Source organism: Marinomonas polaris DSM 16579 (genome assembly GCF_900129155.1).
In the GTDB taxonomy this organism is placed as follows: Bacteria; Pseudomonadota; Gammaproteobacteria; order Pseudomonadales; family Marinomonadaceae; genus Marinomonas; species Marinomonas polaris.
Window position 1 is genome coordinate 17,221 of record NZ_FQVF01000009.1, and the last position, 17,420, is coordinate 34,640.

Genomic DNA, 17,420 nt, shown 5'->3' on the forward strand with positions numbered 1-17,420 from the left:
TAGGAGAGGAAAGAAATACTTACATTCGAATGTCAGTATTACTTACCTCTTATCCTTGAACGCTCATTACTTTATCACTTTATAAACCGCGGCAATGTCTTCATCCGTAATGTCTTCATCCGCAAAGCCTGCTTCTATCGCTTGTTTGAACGCTCCATTGGTAATCGCGGCGGTTGGCAAAGGCTGCTCAAGTTGATCGCCTAGGGCAATTGCAAGGCGCATATCTTTTTGCATGTATTTGAGCGGCAGCCGAGTGAAAGCTGCTGCCCACCGCAAGAAACCAACTCGGCTCATTACATTACGATAGCTGCTTGGTAGACTTCGTTGTCTTTAATTCATCTAGTCCTGCTTGAAATGTCATAATTGGACGATAGCTTAAATCTTGTTTGGCTTTGGTAATGTCTAGGGTAACTTCTACAGCGCTTGTGGCGTATTCTTGAAAAGTAACTGGAAGTGGACTGCTTTTGGGGACTAGACGACGGCGTAAGCTGTCTAACTTTGCAATTACTAGAGGAATGAAACCAGGGATGTTTTTATCTGGAACAGTTAGTCCGTGGGCTTCGATTAGGCCAGAAATGGTCTCTCGGAAGGGTCTATCATCGCCATCGCTAATGAAATAGATTTCCTTAGGGGTGCCGCGATAGAGAGAGGCTTCAACGGCATGGCATAAGTTGGCAATGTGCGTCGTTGACGAGAGATAGTGTCCGCCGCTGATCCAGGAAAATGTTTGATTTTCAATAGCCTTTAGTATTTGTGGCATGGCTGTTGTATCGTCGCGCCCCCAGACAAAGCGAGGTCGCAGCACAATAACAGTGAAAGCGTCACAATTCGCATTTAACGCTATCCTTTCCGCTAGTTGCTTGGTGTGTGAGTAGTCTCCTACACTCTTTTTTGGATATGAGGCGTCTTCCGACACATTTTTCATAGGCTTGCCTGTCAGTAGTACCGAATCAGTGCTGATATGAATGAACCGTTTCACTCCAGCTACCTTAGCGGCTGTGAGCAGTTGGGCTGTACCATCGACATTCGTTTTATATTGGGTTTTGGAAAGATTCTTATGGTCTGTATCCGCTGCTGTATGAATTACGATATCACAGTCTTTTAGCTCATTTCTTAGTGCATGGCGATGTAGATCTCCATATACGAATGTTAACGAGGTGTCTTTAAGGATTTTGGCTTTTTCTTTGTCTCGTGAAAGACCAACGATCTCATGAGACTGAGCTAAGTGTCTAGCGACATTCCGTCCAACATAACCTGTAACGCCAGATATGAAAATTTTCATAGTGCACCTATATAAACTCGTGATTTTACATGTGAACATATTATGTAATTTTGTCCACTTTTGGGTAACTTAACAGGTTAACACTTGATGTCAATATGTTTTTTAGGCATGCTTTCGTATCTACAGACGATGGATAGAATTTAACGTGATTATTCTCAGAGAAGCGCAGAAACTTATTTTGAAGTATGGGTACCCTAAAGTGACCATGACAGACATTGCCAATGCCTGTCAGATTTCTCGAACTACTCTTTATAAGTCATATCCAAATAAAGAGTCGATTGTCGTTGGTCTAATCAATGAATCACTAGAGCATAATATTTGCGAGACAGAAGGATTAGCTTTGTCTGATCTATCGTTTCGCAGAAAACTTGAGCGTTTTTTTGATGTTTGGACGCTTCAACCAGCAGCTTCAGTGATAGTGTTGGATACAGGGCGAGATATTTTACAAAATGTATCTTCTTATGCACCTGATGCAGTTAATAATCACTATGAAATTTTTCAGGCTATGCTTGCTGAGTTAATCAGAGGTGTTTTGCCAACGGATTCTAGTTTGGATGCTCAAGATTTAGCTTACATTTTTTCAGTTACTTCTCGTGGACTTAAGGCTAATGCTCAGACTTTAGAGACATTAACAAATCAAATTGACCTATTAATTGACATTATAATTAAAACTGTCGAACCTGCTTTTTAAATATGACATGAAACGAAGGTAAGTGCTGAGCTGCTTAATTTAATAACTCTCTTAATGGGATGTTGTTTTGTATGGTGTTGCTGATTGCACTTATGTGTTAGATATTCAGAGGCTTATTCTTTTAGTTAGTCTCACTGAGATTCATTGCAGCTGAATTTTAAGATTCCATTTTTCTCAAAAAATGCTCATGTAAGGATGCTGCCTTCAGGATAAAAAAGCTCATACTACAATTCTGTGGACTGTGGACTGTGGACTGTGGACTGTGGACTGTGGACTGTAGATCCATGAATTTAGATAACACACTGAGAAGAGATAAGAGAAAAGAAGTTAGTGGAGTACTCAACTAACTTCTTAAATGTTACTGCAATGACTACTTTATCACTTTATAAACCGCGGCAATGTCTTCCTCCGCAAAGCCTGCTTTTATCGCTTGTTTGAACGCTTCGTTGGCAATTGCTGCAGTTGGCAAAGGTTGCTCAAGTTGATCGCCTAGGGCAACCGCAAGGCGCATATCTTTTTGCATGTGTTTAAGCGGAAAGCTGGTGGTGTAGTTCTCATTCAGCAGCATGGCGCCTTTGCCTTTAAACATCGGATTCGACATGGCGCCAGCATCGACGATGTCTAAAATCTGCCGACCGTCTAAACCAGCTTTTTGTCCCAAAGACATACCTTCGCTGAAAATGCTTAACATGCCGCCCATCATCATATTAACGACTAGCTTCATGTTAGCGCCTTGACCGACATCGCCAAGATACGGTGACATTTTACCCATCACCTCAAACGCGGGTTTAACGTCGTTATAAAGGGATTGATCGCCCGCGGCGAGAATGATCAAAGTACCATCTTCAGCAGGCTTCTTAGTACCAGAAACCGGCGCTTCTAGAAAGCGTCCGCCAGCTTGGCTGATTAAACCAGCAATGGTTTTAGAGGTTGTGTCGTTTACTGTCGACATATCAACATAACCGCGACCAGCGCCAATACCTGCCGCGACGCCATCAGGGCCCTGGCAAAGCGCTAACGCCGCTTCAGGATCAGACACCATTGCAAAGGTAATATCACAGCTAGCCGCGACGTCTTTTGGTGTTGAGCCTTGGCGGGCTCCCAATGCGACTAACTCAGCACATTTTTCTGAATTGCGATTCCATACCGTCACATCGAATCCAGCCTTAACCAAATTCGCTGCCATCGCCTTACCCATGATGCCTAAACCTAAAAACCCAACACTAGCCATAAAACTCTCTCTTATTTGGTGTTATTTCTGACAGTGTAACAAATAGAAAAGGTGGAGTTGCTCAAAAATGGGATAGGAAATGAAAAATGGCTTAGCTTTTAGATGGCTCCTATCTCCAAACCAAAAAAACCAGTCATTTATCATGACTGGCTTTCTGGATGTTCTATTTGCTAAGCGCTTAGTTTCTGTTGTTTAGCGCGGTGCTGCCGTTTTTGTCTACGCTATAGATTGTCCAACGTTCGTTGGCAAACTGTTGTTTGGCAAAGACTTCAGCTACAACTCGACGGTTTAGTTTTCTACCGTCTTCTGTTTCGTTATCTGCGATAGGGCGTGTTGCGCCATAGCCAATACCTTTTACACGGTCTGCTTGGATTCTAAAGCTGTCTACCAGTACATCAGCAATAGATGAGGCGCGTTGTTGAGATAACTCTTGGTTTAGCTCTGCTGAACCTTGGCTGTCTGTGTGGCCTTCAATGACCACTGTGCTTGCTGGGTGTTCTTTTAAAAACTTAGCAAGATCTTTCAGCTCAGAATAAAAGCGCTGTTTAATATCAGCTTTACCCGTATCAAATAGAATGTTTAGTTCTACTGAGAGTAGTTTGGTCGTTTGGTTAGGGCAGCCATAGTTATCTACAGCTGCACCTTCAGTAGTGTCTGGGCAAAGGTCTCGAGCGTCAATAACGCCATCTCGATCTGCATCAGCCAATCGAGACTGTACATTAGAAGCATATAGGCTTTCGGCAGCAGATAAATGCCCGTAAACCAGTAATGTTCCTGTTAGTGCGATGGTTTTAATGAGAGTCTTCATGGCGCTATTGCTACCCTTTAAGTTCTACGATTCTGTTAGCTTAAGAAATACAAGCCAATATGACTATCGTATTTTTGTAGCGTTGTTTAATTAATCCCTTTTTTTGTAAACTTATGTAACTACCAGCTGCCAGTGTTCTCCATGGATACCCATGGTTCAGCGCTTTCAAGAGACCCATCTTTCTGTAATAGTTCGATCGAAATGCCATTTGGGTCTTTAACAAAAGCCATGTGTCCATCGCGAGGTGGTCGTAAAATGGTTACTCCCATAGATTGTAGTTTTTCACATACTTGGTAAATGTTGTCTACTTCAAAGGCTAGGTGGCCGAATTGGTCACCGCCAGTGTAAGTGCGATCACTCCAGTTATGAGTTAGTTCTACTTCTGGCGCACCTTGCTCAGTAGCGTAGTAGATAAGCGAAAATTGGCCTTTTTCACTGTCCATACGTCTTGTTTGAATGAGACCTAGGCCTTCAGTATAGAAGGCATGACTTTCTTCTGGTTTATCTGTTCTTATCATGGCATGTAGGTATCGAATAGACATGATCACTCCCTATTTTGGTGAAGATATGCGGGAGTATTATTGCAGTATCAGCTTGGCATTTCAAAACAATAGACAGAAGGCTCTTTTTTAATTTGAGTGGTAAGTCTTGTTATTCTTCCCAGACCCAACGAAGAGGGTCGCCGAAGTCATCATAGATGATTTTTTTCTTAGGGCGCTTTTTGGTTGGTGCTGGTGGAGGGGATTTACTGTGTTTTCGTTGTTGAATAGCGGCAACAACGTGATTTAATGGCGTGCGATCTTGTTTTGGCTCGTTAAAGCCCATATGGCTCGTGTTATACTTGCCATCAACTAAACCGGATTCACCCATGTCGACTTGCTGGATCGTTCCGTTTTTCTTGATAAATTGATCTACCAGAGACTCAAGTTCTTTTCGTGTGTCTCTTTTAGTGGTTTTTGGTTTTATCATAGTGTTTTGGTTTGGGGAGATCCTTTAGTAAGTCGATGGGTTAAAAATTGATCGTAATCATCCATATTAAACGTAAGAGGTAGCTGGTGTCTATTAGCAACTTAATTGTGCACGAGATTCAAAAGCATGAAGGCGAGCGTAAAGCGATACTTATTGCGCGTCCAAATGAGAACCCAGTTGATGGGCAAGCCGAAGCCCTGTCTGCTCAGGTGACGAATCTATTTAATCGTTCTGGCATGAATACAGGGCGTTTTGTTAACCCTCAGGGAAGTGAGGAGGGCGCACAATTACCCGCTCTACTTTTTAAGAATTTTAAAAACGATACCTTTGTGGATTTTGCGGGATTTACCAAAGATTGCGCGGCGGAGTTCCTAAAATATTTAGAGCCAGTTGAAGAAGCTGAAGGTGGTTTATTGTGGTTTAACCATTACGAGCTTCACGATACGCATTTCTTGTACATAGTGATGCTGAAACGCAAAAAAGGCATTGGCCTTGGTGCGGATCTTAGTTTGTCTCAAATTGAGCAGATTGAGATGGAAAAACTTCATATGTCGTTGCGTATCAATTTGACAGCATGGCAAGCTGGCGATGAAGGTCGCTATATTTCTTTCCGTTTTGGTCGAGCGCCTAAATTCGAGAGTGAGTATTTTACTCAGTTTATTGGTTGTGATGAACCTAAAGTCGCGGCAAAAGAAACACGCAAACTGGTGGATTTGACGGCGGCGTTTTGTCAGTCAGAAGGGTTTCCATCTAAGCAAGCTAATGAATTTAAAAAAGTAGTTTCTGAACATTGTCAGGCGAAAGCGCAAGACCGTGAACCTTTGGCGATTAAAGAGATTGCTTCTCAGGTTGAGTCTCGATTTTCTATTGAGCAAGCGAATAAGTTTTTAGAAATCGCCGATTCAGATAGCTTTAAGATGGAAAAAGAAATTTTTGTCGAAAAAGCCGCACTGAAAAAATTGACGCGTTTGTCCGGCAGTTCTCGTGCTTTGACGATTAGTTTTGATAGCGAGCTGCTGGCTGAGTCGATTGTGTTTAATGCAGACTCTGGCACGCTTACTATTAAAGACTTGCCGAAGAGTCTGCTGAAACAATTGCAGGCAATGTCTAACTGATTTTTTGTTAGACAAGTCGAACTAATTTGAATGAACGTTAGAAGGTTTGTTAAAGACCTAACAAGCCTTCTAGTTCTTTCATGGTTTTAAAGCATTCAGTCGCACCTGCGGCAGCTTGCATTTTCTCATCAAGGGTTTCGCTAAAGGCGAGTACTCTCATTCCAGCAGCTCGTCCTGCCGTAATTCCAGCAATAGAGTCTTCAATCACTAAGCAATCTTTCGGATCGACATTTAGTGCTTGAGCTGCTTTTAGGTAAAGATCTGGCGCTGGTTTGCCATTTTCCACATCTTCGACACAGAAACGGGTAGAAAATCGCTCAGACAATTGAATTTTGTCTAATTTGAAGTTCATTTCTTGGCGTCGTGCATTGGTCGCCATGGCAATGGGGGTTGTTATTTTACTGAGTAAATCTCGCACACCAGAAATAGGTTCTAGATCAGCTTCGATGATGGCATGAAAACGCTGTCTATAATCTTCATCAAAGTTCGCTGGTAATGGCTTACCAAGTAATTTTTCGGCATTGATGAGGTTTTCTTTGTTGGTGAATCCGGTGAATTTTGCGTGCAAAGTCTCGTCGTCGAGTTCAAGGCCGCACTCACTAAGCATGGATTTTAAAATAGTATTGGATATGTTTTCTGTGTCGACAATGACACCATCGCAATCAAAGATTATTGCTTTGTAAGAGTAAGTCATAAAGAAGATATTTTGTTGTGAATGAGTATTGATGATAACGAATTTGGGGGGCGTTAAGGAAGGGAGGGGGTTTTATTATTTTTCTCCCCTTAAAAAGATCTATTTACGATACACTAACACCCAATTATTATGGGCTTATTCTTGTGGAGCTTAGTTACTTGTTTGACCAAGTTGCTGAGGACGAGCGCTTACTTTTTTGATTGCTTTTACAGTAGCTTTAAAGAAAGTAACAACAGCTTTAACACGGCGAGCACGTCTTTGACGGCGAGCGTGGTCTTCAACTGTAGTATCTGCGTAGCCCCATTTTGCTAAAAGTGCTTCGTATTGTTGTTGAGAGTCCATAGTATTCTCCTGATTTGCTAATTAAGAAATGTTGTTTTATTACAACAATGCTAATACTAGTTAAGCTTGACCGATTGAACAAACGATCCTTTTTCACTTGTTAGGTTAGTTTTTTTCATCATTTTTTATATCTATTAGATAAGAACACATTTAAGGAAACCTCCTTGTACCAATCGTTAGAACAGTTTTCAAAGAGTTGGATTTTTAAACGTAATGATCCAAAAGTTGAGCCAGAAGACTTGCAAGAAATTCGCTTGTTAAGTGAGCAGCGTGCAGGCCAGATTTGGCGCGATTACATTAGTGATGAACAAATACATCCGGATCATTTTTCGGATCGAGATTGGTTAAAGAAAGCCAGCACACAGGCCCCAGATGGTAAGCTTCAGTGGGAAAAAGCGTGGGATAGTGATCAGGCATCATTACCGGAGGGGATCTTGGCGCATTTTTCTGCTTGGGGTGATGATACTACGGTGTTTTTTTGCTGCCATAACGAGTTAGTTTTTGAACTTCCTTGGGGCGTTTTTAAACGCACATGGAAAGCATTTTTGTTCCTCGATAATGGGCCTGTTTTGGTCGGTAAAAAGAAAAAACAAGCAGTACAGTTTCATTCTAATGGTTGGGGAAATTTGCTGTTTAGAGAATCTTAATTAGCAGATTCATGTATTTCGTTGTTTTGGAAGGCTTTCTTTTTTTGTAATAATATTTCACAAGTGCTCGTTGTTGCCACGTTTTCGACTGATCAAGCAATGCTCGTTGAACGCTTGGTAGTAGCTAAGTAGCTGTTGACTGTGTTTGCTATGTCCTAGTGCGTCAAACAACATAGCGGTAACTTCAGCGGTGGCAAATTGCATTTGATGGCTTGAGTGTCTAACAAGAAAAGAGCGCTGCGCTTCGCTGTTTATTTCAAAGTGAGGAATGTCTTTTAACCACTCGCTTTGATGAAACATTTTACTAGCCTGCTTCCATGTCCCATCCAAGATAATAAAAGTATGTTTCTCATCGCCTTTATTACTTGATGGGGCAGCACTTCTTGTTTGTCTTTTCTGTGCCTGAGCGGTTTCTGTGTTTGGGAATAATATCGTGCAATTCCCTTGTTTGTTTTCTATGTGATCTAGCAACGCTTGTTGTGGCTCGGTTCTACTCCACAAATAGGCTTGAGTGTCATCTGGATATAAATCTGCGATAAGTCTGCCACTGTTGGTGGGTTTGTGGATTTCATCACGATGGAAAAGCAGAATAAATTCTATAGGAGAGGTTTGGTTTTCTCTTAAGTGACAAAAGCAGGCAAATTCCGCCATTAGACAATGAGGGCAGCGAATGGCATTGGAACCTCTCGCGGTGAAGGGCCTCATCGAGTCTGTTTTACACTGCTCTCGCAATGTGTCGACACAGTGTTTGTTTGGCGTAACCTTCATGTGATTTATGCTCTGTTTTTAACGGCGCCATTATCAGCTTTTTGTTTGAAATGTCTAGAGTGAGGTAGGCCTCATGTTGATTTTTCATAATTTAGGGGTGTGATTAAAGTAAGGGCTAATATGAGTTAAATGTTTCAAATTGTTAACAAAAACGCCTCTTCTTTAGATGTCTTGCGGAAAACTTTACACAAAATATGCAAATACAAAGGAATGCGTTGAAACAGGCTTGTTGCTCCTGTTCGTTGTCTTCAAGTCGCGATAAGGTGTGAGATATTATTTTTTCGCTATGAGTTGTCTATGAGTCGTTATATCTCTCCGGTTTTATACGTTCTTCTCATGTTAGTAGGGTGTATAGCGTTTATATCTATTGCCGGTGTTCGAGTTGGGATTTTTGAGCCAATAACTGGTTTTTCTATGCTTCGCAAAAGCGTATTTGCCTCTTTAGTTTTATCCTTGCTTGCTGCTGTGTCACTAGGTGTTTGTCGGAAAGAAAAAAATATAGCGTGTCAGAGATTTTTCTTTTTAGTGCTGATCGTGTCGTTGGTGTATAGCATTATGTGGATTGGTTTTTATCTGCAGCGCTCTGGTTTACCTGACATAAATGATATTACGACTGACACAGATGTCCCTCCCGCTTTTCTAAATGTTAACTTCATCCGAAAATCTCAAGAAAATGATCTACGTTACAACAGTGAATGGGCACCTATTCAGCATAAGTATTATCCTGATGTTCAGCCTCTATTTTCTACAAAAAGCAAAACAGCAGTGTATTCAGCTATAACAGCGTTGGTTGAGGAACGTGGCTGGGATGTGGTGGCAACGTATTCCGGAGCCGGTATTATCGAAGCAACGGCTCGTACGCCTATTTTCGGCTTTCGAGATGATGTGGTGATTCGTATTACTCAGATAGAGCCTAAGAAAATTCGGGTTGATATGCGTTCCTGTTCAAGAGTGGGAAGTGGCGATTTTGGTGTGAATGCCGAGCGAATTGTGTCCTTTATGGCAGACCTTTCTGAGTCTTTAAGTCGATCATCTATGCCTAATCTAAGTTCTATGCGTTAATGTTTCATGTATTAAATTACACTCGTCTTTGAAAATTAGACACGCTAAACTCTCTTGGTATCTTACTTAGGGGAATGTTCAGGTGGGTCTTCGTCAGCAACAAAAAGCCAATACGCGATCTAAAATTAAAGTCATTGCCAAGCAAGCTTTTCTGGCTCAGGGCATTGAAGCAACCAGTACTCGTTATCTAAGTGATAAAGCTGGCATTGCAGTCGGAACCTTATTTGTTCATTTTCCCGATAAACTTTCCCTAGTAAAAGATATCTTTTTTGATGAAATGGATGTGGCGCTTCGTGCTGCAGTTGCTTCTCAAAAAGCCAGCTCCTCTCCCATTGATTATCTTCTGCAAATGGCACAAGTATTGTTTGAATTTTATGATGCGTACGCAGAGTTTACTCGCCAAGTGTTGTTGGATAGCTTGGCAAAAGGTGGCTTTCACACCAATCAAATGACCGTAATTTCAGAAGGTATTATCAAGCGTTTTAAGCAAGTGGGCGTAGACGATAAAACGGCCAGTATTTTTGCGGAAAATATGATTTCTAACTATTGGTTCGTTTTGCTCACTGGGGTGCCAAAAGGTGTTCTTGGGCAAGCTGCGATCGATCATCTGAAGCGTATGAATCTTCCGTTTGAAGTTTCTTATCGTAATGCGTTAAAAAACAAAGGTTGATGAGATTAACTAAGTTCGTTAGCTTTTCTATACGGGCCTTGGTAGTCGAACAATCGCTCTGTGACTTGCCAGTGTTGTTTTTGCTTCTTAGCAATGACGAAATCTGGCGTCGGAAGATAAGGTAAAAAGCGCTCAACTTCCTCAATTTTATCAAACTGAATTGATTGGCTGCCATTGGCTATTCTGCGCGCAAACAGATCATTAAACGTCTGTCGTGATTTCTTGAAATTAAAGCGGAATGTCTCTGATAGTGTCAATCCGTCCTCATCGTGATAAATAATCTTGATACTTTTTTCTTTTATATTTAGTTCTGGTGTAATGCCTGAGCAGCGTAGCACTTTGTTGTTTTTTAGGTTGAGTGCGCTTCTGAGTAAGTCGTCTGGATCGATAAGCTTCACTGTACAATGCTGGCATTGTCGCGCGGCGATATCATTTTCTTCATTACAATAAGGGCAGCGTTTAAAGCGAAAGCGATAGCTGCATTGTTGCTCTTCACCTTGTGCGTTTTTCAGTAGGCCATGACAACGGCGCCCAAAATGCTCAAGAATGTTACCTTCGGCATCTTTTCTTCCCCAAAACGTATTGGCGAAGTCACAGGCTGGGCAATGAACTTGTACGGCGACAGAATCTTGGGTTGGGCGTTTCTCACCAATTTCTGGCTGAAAGATATTGTAGCCGTTATTCGTATAATCCAAGACTAAGCAGTCTTTTTTACCAGGACTTAAACGCAAACCACGGCCAACGATTTGCTGAAATAAACTGATCGATTGGGTTGGGCGCAATATAGCAATCACGTCCACATGCGGTGCGTCAAATCCTGTGGTTAGTACCGAAACATTAACGAGGTATTTAATATCTTTGGCTTTAAACGCTGCGATCAATGAATCTCGTTGTTTGAGTTTTGTTTTGCCGGTTATTAGTGCGGTTTTATCGGCGGGCAAGTAACTGGCGATTTCTTTTGCATGATCGATGGTCGCAGCAAAAATCATTACGCCTTGGCGATCTTGGCTAAGCTGCAATATTTGTTCGGTGACGGCTTTAGTAACCCGAGGGTGTTTATGGATGAGCTCGTTCAGCGCGATGTCATCGGTGTTTTGCTCGCCATCTAAACTTTCGGCCAGTAGGCTGAAATCATAATGGGCAATGGCCGCATCGTAATGGATTGGCGAGGTTAAATAGCCTTTTTTAACCATGTGTTGCAGCGGTAGTTCAAATATACATTTCTTGAAGAGCGAGTTTGTGCAGGTTCGTGTGTAGCCATGGTAATGATTTTGGTAGATCCAGCCGCTGCCTAAACGATAGGGCGTGGCGGTTAAGCCGAGAATTTTTACTTTTGGGTTTAGGGCTCGAAAATGCTCGATGGTTTTGTTGTACTGACCGCTTTCTTCCATGCCAACTCGATGGCATTCATCGATGATTATTAAACTGACTGGCTCGATGAAATCAGCAAGGTTTGCGGAAAGTGATTGAATGCTGGCAAAGGTGGTTTTCTCTGTGCTGGTTTTTTGGCTTAAGCCAGCAGAAAAAATCCCTGCTGAGGATCCTGTTGCTAGAAACTTAGCGTGGTTTTGTTCAACTAATTCTTTCACATGCGCCAGACAAATAACTCGACCTTTGGCGAGTCGACTAAGTTCTGCAATTACCAAGCTTTTGCCAGCGCCTGTGGGAAGCACAATAACGGCTGGGTCATCGCTATTACGAAAGTGTACCAAAGAGGCCTCAACGGCTTGAATTTGATAGTCTCGTAATTGAAAGGTTTGGGTCATGGTCTTTTAAATCTATCTGGCGAAATCTTGATGTCTTGTTTGTTGGGCTACAGTATCATAGCTGCTGTAGTTATTTGCCTTTTTACAAGTGATTTTTTATAAGTGACGAACCTATCTATGTTTACTGAAGTCCTGCCTGCTAAGCGTTTATATGTTGAAAACTCTATCCCAGCTTTTAGTCGAGAAGAGCCATTTGCTAATTTGCTAATGGATCTACAGACAAAAGGTTGGAGCGTTCAGGATGACTTTTTTTCAACAGATTTTACTCAAGCCTTGATGGATGAAGCAGAAAGTATTCAAAACGTCTTTATGTTGCAGGCTGGCGTTGGGCGAAAACAGGATCATCAAATCGTATTAGATTCTCGTCGTGATTATATTCAGTGGATAGATCCGGATAAGCCCGTTCGTGTAGATTTCTTAAAAATGATGGCTGACTTACGCGTTGCGCTGAACCGTCGTTTGTTTCTTGGTTTGTTTGATTACGAGGCACACTTTGCTCGTTACGAGGAAGGCGCATTTTATGAAAAACACATAGATGCTTTCAAAGGTGAAAGTAATCGTATTTTGTCTACCGTTTTGTATTTAAACGAAGGCTGGCAAGATGGCGATGGCGGCGAATTGGTTATTTATGATGAAAATGATCCTTCTATCGAAGTCGGGCGTTTTTTCCCTAAAAAAGGTCGTTTGGCTGTGTTTCTGAGTGAATGCTTTTATCATGAAGTGATGGTGGCTAAACGAACACGGCACAGTATCGCTGGCTGGTTCCGTGTTAATAACACCACAGGCTCTACACTTGATCCAGACCAATAAATTTACTCCCTCTTGTTTGTGTGGTTTTTTTGGATTTAGCCTCGAAAAATGGTTTATAACTCTCTATAATGCGCGCCTTGTTTAATTGCTCTGGTTTTACGTTCCAGATCGCATAGGAGAGAGTTATGTCTAAAGTCGTTGTGTGTGCCCTTTATAAATTTGTTGCCTTACCTCATTTTGAGTCCCTTCGTGAACCACTTCAAAAAACATTAGAAGATAATGGTATTCGCGGCACCTTGTTGCTGGCTAGCGAAGGTATTAACGGTACGGTTGCCGGTACTCGTGAAGGTATTGATACCATGTTGGCTTGGTTAGATCAGCAACCAGGTTTGGATAAGATTGTCTCCAAAGAGTCTTATGACGAAGATATGCCTTTCTATCGCACGAAAGTGAAGCTTAAAAAAGAAATCGTTACCATGGGGGTTGAAGGCATCGATCCTAAACGCGTGGTGGGTACTTATGTTAAACCAAGCGAATGGAATGCGTTGATCTCTGATCCTGATGTGGTTTTGGTTGATACGCGTAACGATTACGAAGTGCAAATTGGCACGTTCAAAAACGCAGTAAACCCAAAAACCGATACCTTTCGTGAATTTCCAGCGTACGTAAAAGAAAACATGGATCCAGCGAAACACAAAAAAGTTGCCATGTTCTGTACTGGCGGTATTCGTTGCGAAAAATCCACAGCTTATATGTTAGAACAAGGTTTCGAAGAGGTTTATCACCTTGAAGGCGGGATCTTGAAGTACTTGGAAGAAGTACCAAAAGAAGAAACTCTGTGGGAAGGTGAGTGTTTTGTTTTTGATAATCGTGTTTCTGTAAATCATGATCTACAAAAAGGTGAATACGACCAATGTCATGCTTGTCGTATGCCTATTACTGAAGAAGAGAAACAAAGCGAGCATTATATTCAAGGCGTGAGTTGTGTGCATTGTGTAGATAAATACACTGATGAACAGCGCCAGCGTTTTATCGAACGTGAGCGTCAAGTTCAACTTGCTCGTTCTCGTGGTGAAGAACATATTGGTGCAGAAGTATTAGATGCGGTTGAAAAACATCGTGTTGAAAAGGCAGTAGAAAAAGAACGCCAGCGTAAGGTCCGCGCAGCGAAAGCGAACTAGCAGAAGGATTTTGTTCGATCTATCACTTAGATTTTCAGGTGATAGATCGGGCGAAAATGTGTTCTAAATTTAAGCTATTGATCTTTATAGCGAAGTTTTTTGTTATTTCTCCTAATTACCTGCTGTCCTGTGCACTAAGAGTGGTTTCGAAATTGCTCGTACTGCCGTACAATAAAAAATCGCTTTTTATCAGCCAGTATCCATCATGAGTTATCAAGTTTTAGCACGTAAATGGCGCCCACAGACTTTCCTTGAAATGGCTGGGCAAGACCATGTACTTCAAGCGTTGGTGAATGCTTTACGCCAACAGCGTTTGCATCACGCCTATTTGTTTACCGGGACACGCGGTGTTGGTAAAACCACTATCGCGCGTATTTTCGCTAAATGCTTGAACTGTGAAACCAATGGCATTTCGCCTGAGCCTTGTGGAACTTGTGATAGTTGCCGAGAAATCGCTGAAGGTCGTTTTGTCGACCTCATCGAAGTGGATGCGGCATCTCGTACCAAAGTAGAAGATACCCGCGAATTATTAGAAAACGTGCAATACGCGCCAACTCGTGGCCGTTTTAAAGTCTACCTGATAGACGAAGTGCACATGTTGTCGACTCATTCCTTTAATGCCTTGTTAAAAACTCTTGAAGAGCCGCCAGCACACGTCAAATTTTTACTAGCAACGACCGATCCACAGAAACTTCCTGTGACGATTTTGTCACGTTGTTTGCAGTTCAACCTTAAAAATATGACCCCGCAACGCGTGGTGGATTATTTGCAAACCGTGCTTACCACCGAAGAAGTTAACTTTGATCAGCCTGCGCTTTGGCAAATTGGCCAAGCCGCAAATGGCAGTATGCGTGATGCGTTGAGCTTGACGGATCAAGCGATTGCCTTTGGTAATGGCACGATTTCGGAATCTGGCGTGACGGCAATGTTGGGCTTGGTGAATCAAGCGCAAGTACTAGATTTATTAGAAAGTGTTGCGTCTAAAAACGCGGCGCAAGTCTTAACTCGTATTGAGCAACTTGCTGACTATCAGCCAGATTTTACGGCTATATGCGGCAGCTTATTAGATGTGTTGCATCGTGTGGCGATAGAGCAACAAGTCCCGGGCGCATTAATGGATCAGCTGGGTGACTTGGCGCGTATTCAAGCTATTGCTGCTAGTGTTAGTTCTGAAGAAATACAAATCATGTATCAGAGCCTATTGATTGGCCGTCGTGATTTGCATTTAGCACATTCTACACGTGCGGGTTTTGAAATGCTGATGCTAAGGCTGATAGCCTTCCGTCCAGTACCGCCAATGGCGGTTAGTCATAATGCGCCGCCTGTAATGAATGCTCAAACAGACACTGTGCCAGTAGCATCATCTGAAACATTGCCTGAAACAATGTACCAAACGGCAGAACCTGACTATCCGTCTTCGCCGATTACAGAAAAAAAAACATTAGCAGCTGAATCAGAAGAGCCGTTAGTCACTAAGCCTGCTGAGCAAATGATCGAGCCAGAACCTGTGCAAGAGTCAGTTCGGTCTACAGCACCTGCTGAACATCCGCCTTGGGAAGATGCACCGGAACCTGTCGTCGCTGAAGAATATTTTGTTGAACATGTCTCTGTTGACAGCGAAAGCGCTCAGAGTGAGGCTGTTCAGGACCATATTGAAGAAGATGTTGAATCCATCACTTTAGATGATGTTGAAATCGCAGCAGTAGAAAGCAGTGAGCTAGAAAAGTCTATTGATGTAGAGTTGCAGACCGTCAGCATTGCGTTAGAGCCTACTGCTCAGCAAGAGCCAGACATACAGGTAGAGACTGCTAGCAAGCCTGAACTTGAGCCTAAATCTTTTGTTATTGCTGAAGATAGATTCACAAAAGAATTGTTAGATGAAAGTGATGAGGATGAGGACGAAGAAGAAGCTGAAGAACGTGCCATTGCTGATATTGTCGATCCATTTAATCCCGCGGCAGACTTGGTTGATGCCTTAGGTGCGGAACCTATAGAGTCGCCAATCGTCGAAGAAAGCAAAGAACCTGATACGCGTCTAGCAAAAGTACCAGATACCATTGCTCAACCTGCATTAGGTATGCCATTGCCAGAAATGAGCCATTATAATGAGCTAACCATGAAGCTTTGGTGGCTGGTGGCACCGCGTTTGCCTTTGACAGGTTTGGTGCAAAATATTTTAATGAATTCCAGCTTGGTGGATGCAAGTGATCAAGGTATTCGACTTGAAGTGCCTTTAGAATACGGGCACATGTTGAACCAAGTGCGTTACGAACAAATACAAAGTGCACTGAGCGATTTCTTCGCAATGACGGTGCCTTTGATTATAGATACAGTGGAAGACACCACAGGTGTGACCGCAGAAGAATTTGCCGCTAGTAAGCGAGCAGAAGCCTTGCAAGTGGCAATTACACATTTGAATTCACATCCAGTTGTGCAGGCTTTGTCGGCAACGATGGGCGCGCAGTTGGTTTACGATACGGTTAAAGTTAAAGCTTAAATTGGAGAGCAAAAGTTATGTTTAAAGGTGGTATGGGTAACATGATGCGCCAGGCGCAGCAGATGCAAGAAAATATGCAGAAAGCGCAGGAAGAAATTGCCAATATGGAAGTAGAAGGTCAAGCGGGTGCTGGTCTTGTAAAAATTCTGATGACAGGTCGTCATGATGTGAAACGAGTTTCTATTGATGACTCTTTGTTTGGTGATGACAAAGAAATGCTAGAAGACTTGATCGCTGCAGCAGTGAATGATGCTGTTCGTAATATCGAAGTGACTCAAAAAGAGAAAATGGCTGCTGCTACAGCGGGTATGTCTTTGCCACCTGGCTTCAAGATGCCTTTCTAGGAGCGAGCCTTGTTTAGTCCCTTAATTAAAGAACTGATTGAATCATTACGCTGTTTACCGGGCGTTGGACCAAGGTCGGCGCAAAAGATGGCATTGTATTTATTGGAACGTGATCATCAAGGGGCAGATAGACTAGCAAATGCATTGCGCGAGGCGCTCGACAAAGTCGGGCGTTGTTCAAGTTGCCGTACTTTGACGGAAGAGTCAGAGTGCGGGATTTGCACAGATCCCGAGCGTGATGCAAAGCATTTATGTATTGTAGAAACACCAGCAGACGTCGTTGCAATCGAATCTGCAGGTAGCTTTTCTGGGCGTTATTTTGTTTTGCTAGGGCATTTGTCACCTATTGATGGCATTGGTCCGGAAGAATTAGGCTTAGATCGTTTAGAAGCTTTGGTTCAGCATAATGAAGTGGAAGAAGCGATTATTGCCACTAACTCAACAGTAGAAGGCGAGGCGACTTGTCACTATATTGCTGAAAAATTAAAAACATTGAACATTAATGTCAGTCGTATTGCCCATGGTGTTCCTATGGGTGGCGAACTGGAATACGTTGATGGAAACACTCTGGCTTTAGCGCTAGAGGGACGGAAGAAACTCTAG

At 42.5% G+C, this 17,420-nt stretch carries 20 protein-coding genes; 10 read left to right on the forward strand and 10 right to left on the reverse strand.

The window, feature by feature from the left end; all coding sequences use genetic code 11:
• Positions 1–66: 66 nt before the first annotated feature.
• Entirely contained in the window at positions 67–294 is a 228-nt protein-coding gene (locus tag BUA59_RS10770; protein ID WP_072839716.1) for a hypothetical protein, read from the reverse strand.
• A 4-nt stretch (positions 295–298) separates the two neighbouring features.
• The gene (locus tag BUA59_RS10775; RefSeq protein WP_072839717.1) at positions 299–1,282 is read right to left on the reverse strand and encodes an NAD-dependent epimerase/dehydratase family protein; all 984 of its coding nucleotides are present in this window, start codon (positions 1,280–1,282) and stop codon (positions 299–301) included.
• A gap of 145 nt (positions 1,283–1,427) precedes the next feature.
• On the opposite strand from BUA59_RS10775, the gene BUA59_RS10780 reads away from it, so the two are divergent.
• Positions 1,428–1,973: a TetR/AcrR family transcriptional regulator gene (locus BUA59_RS10780; RefSeq protein WP_072839718.1), complete on the forward strand. Its 546-nt coding sequence runs from the start codon at positions 1,428–1,430 to the stop codon at positions 1,971–1,973.
• A gap of 370 nt (positions 1,974–2,343) precedes the next feature.
• On the opposite strand, the gene BUA59_RS10785 is transcribed toward BUA59_RS10780, so the two are convergent.
• The 4 genes from BUA59_RS10785 to BUA59_RS10800 all read right to left on the reverse strand — a co-directional run bounded on the left by BUA59_RS10785 (position 2,344) and on the right by BUA59_RS10800 (position 4,981).
• Positions 2,344–3,204 (reverse strand): NAD(P)-dependent oxidoreductase, encoded by an 861-nt coding sequence (locus BUA59_RS10785; RefSeq protein WP_072839719.1) that lies wholly within the window; start codon positions 3,202–3,204, stop codon positions 2,344–2,346.
• Between the two features lie 178 nt (positions 3,205–3,382).
• Positions 3,383–4,012, reverse strand: coding sequence for an OmpA family protein (locus BUA59_RS10790; protein ID WP_084122350.1), 630 nt, complete (start codon positions 4,010–4,012; stop codon positions 3,383–3,385).
• A gap of 119 nt (positions 4,013–4,131) precedes the next feature.
• Complete coding sequence (locus BUA59_RS10795) at positions 4,132–4,554, reverse strand: VOC family protein (RefSeq protein ID WP_072839720.1); 423 nt, start codon at positions 4,552–4,554, stop codon at positions 4,132–4,134.
• A 109-nt stretch (positions 4,555–4,663) separates the two neighbouring features.
• Positions 4,664–4,981 carry a hypothetical protein gene (locus BUA59_RS10800; RefSeq protein WP_084122352.1) on the reverse strand — a complete coding sequence of 106 codons (318 nt, stop codon included), beginning with the start codon at positions 4,979–4,981 and terminating at the stop codon, positions 4,664–4,666.
• A gap of 86 nt (positions 4,982–5,067) precedes the next feature.
• On the opposite strand from BUA59_RS10800, the gene BUA59_RS10805 reads away from it, so the two are divergent.
• Complete coding sequence (locus BUA59_RS10805; RefSeq protein ID WP_072839721.1) at positions 5,068–6,096, forward strand: nucleoid-associated protein; 1,029 nt, start codon at positions 5,068–5,070, stop codon at positions 6,094–6,096.
• A 49-nt stretch (positions 6,097–6,145) separates the two neighbouring features.
• Here the strand turns inward: BUA59_RS10805 and BUA59_RS10810 are convergent, their stop codons facing one another.
• Together BUA59_RS10810 and BUA59_RS10815 are read right to left on the reverse strand one after the other, a co-directional pair.
• Positions 6,146–6,790, reverse strand: a complete 645-nt coding sequence (locus tag BUA59_RS10810; RefSeq protein WP_072839722.1) for an HAD family hydrolase — start codon at positions 6,788–6,790, stop codon at positions 6,146–6,148.
• Between the two features lie 150 nt (positions 6,791–6,940).
• Positions 6,941–7,132, reverse strand: a complete 192-nt coding sequence (locus tag BUA59_RS10815; protein ID WP_072839723.1) for a hypothetical protein — start codon at positions 7,130–7,132, stop codon at positions 6,941–6,943.
• A 164-nt stretch (positions 7,133–7,296) separates the two neighbouring features.
• Here BUA59_RS10815 and BUA59_RS10820 point away from each other — a divergent pair, with 164 nt between their 5' ends.
• Positions 7,297–7,779, forward strand: a complete 483-nt coding sequence (locus tag BUA59_RS10820) for a DUF2947 family protein (RefSeq protein ID WP_072839724.1) — start codon at positions 7,297–7,299, stop codon at positions 7,777–7,779.
• Positions 7,780–7,836: 57 nt separating this feature from the next.
• Here BUA59_RS10820 and BUA59_RS10825 read toward each other — a convergent pair whose 3' ends face one another.
• Positions 7,837–8,547, reverse strand: a complete 711-nt coding sequence (locus tag BUA59_RS10825) for a tRNA-uridine aminocarboxypropyltransferase (protein WP_072839725.1) — start codon at positions 8,545–8,547, stop codon at positions 7,837–7,839.
• 297 nt (positions 8,548–8,844) lie between these two features.
• Here BUA59_RS10825 and BUA59_RS10830 point away from each other — a divergent pair, with 297 nt between their 5' ends.
• A complete protein-coding gene (locus tag BUA59_RS10830; protein ID WP_072839726.1) occupies positions 8,845–9,609 on the forward strand; it encodes a DUF1499 domain-containing protein in 765 nt (254 codons plus the stop codon).
• A gap of 82 nt (positions 9,610–9,691) precedes the next feature.
• Positions 9,692–10,279, forward strand: coding sequence for a TetR/AcrR family transcriptional regulator (locus BUA59_RS10835; RefSeq protein WP_072839727.1), 588 nt, complete (start codon positions 9,692–9,694; stop codon positions 10,277–10,279).
• A gap of 5 nt (positions 10,280–10,284) precedes the next feature.
• Here BUA59_RS10835 and radD read toward each other — a convergent pair whose 3' ends face one another.
• On the reverse strand, positions 10,285–12,045 hold the full coding sequence (gene radD / locus BUA59_RS10840) for a DNA repair helicase RadD (RefSeq protein ID WP_072839728.1): 1,761 nt from the start codon (positions 12,043–12,045) through the stop codon (positions 10,285–10,287).
• Positions 12,046–12,162: 117 nt separating this feature from the next.
• Between radD and BUA59_RS10845 the strand changes: the two genes are divergently transcribed.
• From BUA59_RS10845 to recR, 5 genes are all read left to right on the forward strand, one after another.
• Positions 12,163–12,855 carry a 2OG-Fe(II) oxygenase gene (locus tag BUA59_RS10845; protein WP_084122354.1) on the forward strand — a complete coding sequence of 231 codons (693 nt, stop codon included), beginning with the start codon at positions 12,163–12,165 and terminating at the stop codon, positions 12,853–12,855.
• 125 nt (positions 12,856–12,980) lie between these two features.
• Positions 12,981–13,976 (forward strand): oxygen-dependent tRNA uridine(34) hydroxylase TrhO, encoded by a 996-nt coding sequence (gene trhO, locus BUA59_RS10850; RefSeq protein ID WP_072839729.1) that lies wholly within the window; start codon positions 12,981–12,983, stop codon positions 13,974–13,976.
• Between the two features lie 205 nt (positions 13,977–14,181).
• The gene (gene dnaX, locus BUA59_RS10855; protein WP_072839730.1) at positions 14,182–16,473 is read left to right on the forward strand and encodes a DNA polymerase III subunit gamma/tau; all 2,292 of its coding nucleotides are present in this window, start codon (positions 14,182–14,184) and stop codon (positions 16,471–16,473) included.
• Between the two features lie 17 nt (positions 16,474–16,490).
• Positions 16,491–16,817: a YbaB/EbfC family nucleoid-associated protein gene (locus tag BUA59_RS10860; protein WP_012070231.1), complete on the forward strand. Its 327-nt coding sequence runs from the start codon at positions 16,491–16,493 to the stop codon at positions 16,815–16,817.
• Positions 16,818–16,826: 9 nt separating this feature from the next.
• On the forward strand, positions 16,827–17,420 hold the full coding sequence (gene recR / locus BUA59_RS10865) for a recombination mediator RecR (protein WP_012070230.1): 594 nt from the start codon (positions 16,827–16,829) through the stop codon (positions 17,418–17,420).

Excerpts from the sequence above, each read along its gene's own strand:
- BUA59_RS10770 (WP_072839716.1), bottom strand. The coding sequence starts at position 294 with ATGAGCCGAGTTGGTTTCTTGCGGTGGGCAGCAGCTTTCACTCGGCTG.
- BUA59_RS10775 (WP_072839717.1), bottom strand. The coding sequence starts at position 1,282 with ATGAAAATTTTCATATCTGGCGTTACAGGTTATGTTGGACGGAATGTC.
- BUA59_RS10785 (WP_072839719.1), bottom strand. The coding sequence starts at position 3,204 with ATGGCTAGTGTTGGGTTTTTAGGTTTAGGCATCATGGGTAAGGCGATG.
- BUA59_RS10790 (WP_084122350.1), bottom strand. The coding sequence starts at position 4,012 with ATGAAGACTCTCATTAAAACCATCGCACTAACAGGAACATTACTGGTT.
- BUA59_RS10795 (WP_072839720.1), bottom strand. The coding sequence starts at position 4,554 with ATGTCTATTCGATACCTACATGCCATGATAAGAACAGATAAACCAGAA.
- BUA59_RS10800 (WP_084122352.1), bottom strand. The coding sequence starts at position 4,981 with ATGATAAAACCAAAAACCACTAAAAGAGACACACGAAAAGAACTTGAG.
- BUA59_RS10810 (WP_072839722.1), bottom strand. The coding sequence starts at position 6,790 with ATGACTTACTCTTACAAAGCAATAATCTTTGATTGCGATGGTGTCATT.
- BUA59_RS10815 (WP_072839723.1), bottom strand. The coding sequence starts at position 7,132 with ATGGACTCTCAACAACAATACGAAGCACTTTTAGCAAAATGGGGCTAC.
- BUA59_RS10825 (WP_072839725.1), bottom strand. The coding sequence starts at position 8,547 with ATGAAGGTTACGCCAAACAAACACTGTGTCGACACATTGCGAGAGCAG.
- BUA59_RS10830 (WP_072839726.1), top strand. The coding sequence starts at position 8,845 with ATGAGTCGTTATATCTCTCCGGTTTTATACGTTCTTCTCATGTTAGTA.
- radD (WP_072839728.1), bottom strand. The coding sequence starts at position 12,045 with ATGACCCAAACCTTTCAATTACGAGACTATCAAATTCAAGCCGTTGAG.
- BUA59_RS10845 (WP_084122354.1), top strand. The coding sequence starts at position 12,163 with ATGTTTACTGAAGTCCTGCCTGCTAAGCGTTTATATGTTGAAAACTCT.
- trhO (WP_072839729.1), top strand. The coding sequence starts at position 12,981 with ATGTCTAAAGTCGTTGTGTGTGCCCTTTATAAATTTGTTGCCTTACCT.
- dnaX (WP_072839730.1), top strand. The coding sequence starts at position 14,182 with ATGAGTTATCAAGTTTTAGCACGTAAATGGCGCCCACAGACTTTCCTT.
- BUA59_RS10860 (WP_012070231.1), top strand. The coding sequence starts at position 16,491 with ATGTTTAAAGGTGGTATGGGTAACATGATGCGCCAGGCGCAGCAGATG.